Source organism: Bradyrhizobium sp. (genome assembly GCF_049581145.1).
GTDB lineage: Bacteria > Pseudomonadota > Alphaproteobacteria > Rhizobiales > Xanthobacteraceae > Bradyrhizobium.
The window spans coordinates 1-4,561 of record NZ_JBAURI010000594.1; the positions used below are offsets into that span (position 1 = coordinate 1).

Below are 4,561 nucleotides of genomic sequence, written 5' to 3' on the forward strand. Positions count from 1 at the left end.
GGGTCGCTCCGCGGCAATGCCCGCCACGTCTACGAAGTCATCGACGACGATTCCTACGCGATGAGGATCCAGTTCTCGCCAGACGCCGAAGGCTGGGCCGACGTGCTCACCGGCGTCTACAAGCGTGCCGCTTAACCCTTTCCTGTTCCGTCCGCGAAAGCACAGCCAGACATGTCCATCCTGATCGACACGAACACCAAGGTCATCTGCCAAGGTTTCACCGGCAAGAACGGCACGTTCCATTCCGAGGCCGCGATCACTTACGGCACCAAGATGGTCGGCGGCACCTCGCCCGGCAAAGGCGGATCGACGCATCTCGGTCTGCCGGTGTTCGACACGGTTCAGGAAGCGAAAGAAAAGACCGGCGCCGATGCGTCCGTGATCTATGTGCCGCCGCCGGGCGCGGCCGACGCGATCTGCGAGGCGATCGACGCTGAAATCCCGCTGATCGTCTGCATCACCGAAGGGATTCCGGTGCTCGACATGGTGCGGGTGAAGCGCTCGCTGTCCGGATCGAAATCGCGGCTGATCGGGCCGAACTGCCCCGGTGTGATGACCGCCGGCGAATGCAAGATCGGCATCATGCCGGCAAATATCTTCAAGCCGGGCTCGGTCGGAATCGTGTCGCGGTCGGGCACCCTGACCTATGAGGCGGTGTTCCAGACCTCGCAGGAGGGCCTCGGCCAGACCACCGCGGTCGGCATCGGCGGCGACCCCGTCAAGGGAACCGAATTCATCGATGTGCTGGAAATGTTCCTGAGCGATCCCAAGACCACCTCGATCGTGATGATCGGCGAGATCGGCGGCACCGCCGAGGAGGATGCCGCGCAGTTTCTCAAGGACGAGGCCAAGCGTGGCCGCAAGAAGCCGATGGTCGGATTCATCGCCGGCGTCACCGCGCCTCCCGGCCGCCGTATGGGCCATGCCGGCGCCATCATTTCCGGCGGCAAGGGCGATGCCGGCTCCAAGACCGCGGCAATGGAATCGGCGGGAATCACCGTTTCCCCGTCGCCCGCTCGACTCGGACATACCCTTACCGAAAAATTGAAATCCTGATTCAAACCTTAGTTCTTTTCAACGCGAAGTTTCCGCCTAAATAAGGTAAAGGGTCCTTACCCCACTGATCCAATGCCGGGATCGGTGTTGCGCCGTTTGTCATGCGCAAAGTCTGAAATCACCAGGACGCCATCATGTCTCGCCAGGACGCGAACGCCGCCTTTGCCCTCTCATCTTTTTTGCAGGGCACAAACGCCACTTACATCGACGATATCTATGCTCGCTATGAAAAAGACCCGGCCTCGGTCGACGCCGAATGGCAGGCGTTTTTCAAGAGCCTGAAGGACATCCCGGAGGATGTCCGCAAGAACGCCGAAGGCCCGTCCTGGAGCCGCAACAACTGGCCGCTCGCGCCGCACGATGAACTGACGTCCGCCCTCGACGGCAATTGGGACGACGTCGAGAAATCGGTGGGCGCCAAGATCGCTGCCAAGGCTCAGGAAAAAGCTCTGGCGAAAGGCGCCGAGGTCACGGCGGCCGAACTGCATCAGGCGACGCGCGATTCGGTGCGCGCGCTGATGTTGATCCGCGCCTACCGCATGCGCGGTCACTTTCATGCCAAGCTCGATCCGCTCGGCATCGAGGCGCCGCGCAACCGCGAAGAACTCGATCCGCGCAGCTACGGTTTTGCGGAAGGCGATTTCGATCGCAAGATCTTCCTCGATCACGTGCTGGGGTTGGAATATGGCAGCTTGCGCGAGATCGTCGCGATCTGCGAGCGGACCTACTGCCAGACGCTCGGCGTCGAGTTCATGCATATCTCCAACGCCGCGCAAAAGGCCTGGATTCAGGAGCGCATCGAGGGGCCGGACAAGGAGATCAGCTTTACCCGCGAAGGCCGCCGCGCCATCTTGAACAAGCTGGTGGAGTCCGAAGGTTTCGAAAAATTCTGCGACGTCAAGTTCACCGGCACCAAGCGGTTCGGTCTTGACGGCGCGGAATCCCTGATTCCGGCGCTGGAGCAGATCATCAAGCGCGGCGGCAATCTCGGCGTCAAGGAAATCGTGGTCGGCATGCCGCATCGCGGCCGGCTCAACGTGCTGACGCAGGTCATGGCGAAACCGCATCGCGCGCTGTTTCATGAATTCAAGGGCGGCTCGGCCAATCCCGACGCGGTCGAAGGCTCGGGCGATGTCAAATACCATCTCGGCGCATCGTCGGACCGGGAGTTCGACGGCAACCGGATTCACCTGTCGCTGACTGCCAATCCATCGCATCTGGAGATCGTCGATCCCGTGGTGCTGGGCAAGGTGCGCGCCAAGCAGGACCAGCATGGCGATCCGCCCGATCAGCGCATCTCGGTGCTGCCGCTCTTGATGCACGGCGATGCGGCGTTCGCCGGCCAGGGCGTGGTGGCGGAATGCTTCAGCCTCTCGGACCTGAAGGGCTACCGCACCGGCGGCTCCATTCATTTCATCGTCAACAACCAGATCGGCTTCACCACCTATCCGCGCTATTCGCGTTCCTCGCCCTATCCGTCGGATGTGGCAAAGATGATCGACGCGCCGATCTTCCATGTCAACGGCGACGATCCCGAGGCCGTGGTGTTCGCGGCCAAGGTCGCCACCGAATTCCGGCAGAAGTTCCACAAGCCGGTCGTCATCGACATGTTCTGCTATCGCCGGCACGGCCACAACGAGGGCGATGAGCCCGCCTTCACCCAGCCGGTGATGTACAAGAAGATCGCCTCGCATCCGACCACGCTCGAGATCTACGCCAAGCGGCTGGTGGCGGAGGGCGTTGTGACCGAAGGCGAGGTTGAGAAGGCCAAGGCCGACTGGCGCGCGCGGCTCGATGCGGAATTCGAGGCCGGCTCCGGCTACAAGCCGAACAAGGCGGACTGGCTCGACGGCAAGTGGGCCGGCTTGAAGTCGGCCGATCAGGAAGAGGATGCCCGCCGCGGCATCACCGGTGTCGATACCGCCATACTGAAGGACATCGGGCGCAAGATCACCAAGGTGCCCGACGGCTTCCGCGCGCACCGCACCATCGCCCGCTTCCTGGATAACCGCGCCAAGGCAATCGAGAACGGCGTCGGCATCGACTGGGCGACCGGCGAGGCGCTCGCATTCTGCACGCTGTTGCAGGAAGGCCATCACGTGCGGCTGTCCGGACAGGACTCCGAGCGCGGCACGTTCTCGCAGCGGCATTCGGTCCTGATCGACCAGGAGGACGAGAGCCGCTACACGCCGTTCAATCATCTGGGCGGCGAGCAGGGCCATTACGAAGTCATCAACTCGCTGCTGTCGGAAGAGGCGGTGCTCGGCTTCGAATACGGCTATTCGCTGGCCGAGCCCAACGCGCTCGCGATGTGGGAAGCGCAGTTCGGCGATTTCGCCAACGGCGCGCAGGTCCTGTTCGACCAGTTCATCTCGTCCGGCGAGCGCAAATGGCTGCGCATGTCCGGCCTCGTCTGCCTGCTGCCGCACGGCTATGAAGGGCAAGGACCGGAGCATTCCTCGGCGCGGCTCGAGCGGTACTTGCAGATGTGCGCCGAAGACAACATGCAGGTGGTCTACCCCACCACGCCCGCCAATTACTTCCACGCTCTGCGGCGTCAGCTGCATCGCGAAATCAGGAAGCCCTTGATCGTGATGACGCCGAAGTCGCTGCTGCGCCACAAGCGCGCGGTTTCGCGGCTGGAAGAACTGGGCAAGGGCGCGACCTTCCATCGCATCCTCTACGATGACGCGCAGATGCATCCCGACGACAAGACCAGGCTGCAGGGCGATGACAAGATACGCCGCGTGGTGCTGTGTTCGGGCAAGGTCTATTACGACCTCTACGACGAGCGCGAGAAGCGCGGCATCGACGACATCTACATCATGCGCATCGAACAGCTCTATCCGGTGCCACTGAAGGCGCTGGTCGCCGAGCTCGGCCGCTTCAAGGGCGCCGAGGTGGTCTGGTGCCAGGAAGAACCGCGCAACATGGGTTCATGGTACTTCATCGAGCCCTATCTCGAATGGGTGCTGAACCAGATCAGCGCGCCGCACAAGCGCCCGCGTTATGCCGGACGCGCGGCTTCGGCGGCGACCGCCACCGGCCTGATGTCGAAGCATTTGGCGCAGCTCAAGGCACTTTTGGACGAGGCGCTGAACTAAGAAACTTTCATCGTCATGCCCCGCGGCCGCGGCGCATCCAGTACCGGTGTCGTCGGTGTGCGATCGACGCCGTCGCCTGCGACTGGATGCTTCGTACTTGGCGGGGATGACAGACAATCGTTATGACCGCGCAGGTTATCGAGGAAACAGACCATGACTGAGATACGCGTTCCGACGCTCGGCGAATCCGTGACCGAGGCCACCATCGGCCGCTGGTTCAAGAAGGCCGGCGATGCCGTCGCGGTGGATGAGCCGCTGGTTGAGCTGGAGACCGACAAGGTCACGATCGAGGTGCCGGCCCCCGCTGCCGGCGTACTGTCCGATGTCTCGGTGAAGGACGGTGACACCGTCGCCGTCGGCGCGCTGCTCGGTCAGATCAAGGAAGGCGCGGGTGCGGTCCC

Annotated in this window: 3 protein-coding genes and 1 pseudogene; all 4 read left to right on the forward strand. The window is 62.7% G+C overall.

The features are described from left to right. Positions 1-135: pseudogene (locus WCB02_RS19620) on the forward strand (DUF1579 domain-containing protein); the annotation flags it as partial. 36 nt (positions 136-171) lie between these two features. Next, the gene (gene sucD / locus WCB02_RS19625) at positions 172-1,056 is read left to right on the forward strand and encodes a succinate--CoA ligase subunit alpha (RefSeq protein WP_423960585.1); all 885 of its coding nucleotides are present in this window, start codon (positions 172-174) and stop codon (positions 1,054-1,056) included. A 134-nt stretch (positions 1,057-1,190) separates the two neighbouring features. Further along, entirely contained in the window at positions 1,191-4,160 is a 2,970-nt protein-coding gene (locus WCB02_RS19630) for a 2-oxoglutarate dehydrogenase E1 component (protein WP_423960587.1), read from the forward strand. A gap of 153 nt (positions 4,161-4,313) precedes the next feature. After that, positions 4,314-4,561: biotin/lipoyl-containing protein (locus tag WCB02_RS19635; protein WP_423960589.1), on the forward strand; the 248-nt coding region annotated here is incomplete at its 3' end.

Coding starts and splice junctions, on each gene's coding strand:
- sucD (WP_423960585.1), top strand. CDS start 172: ATGTCCATCCTGATCGACACGAACACCAAGGTCATCTGCCAAGGTTTC.
- WCB02_RS19630 (WP_423960587.1), top strand. CDS start 1,191: ATGTCTCGCCAGGACGCGAACGCCGCCTTTGCCCTCTCATCTTTTTTG.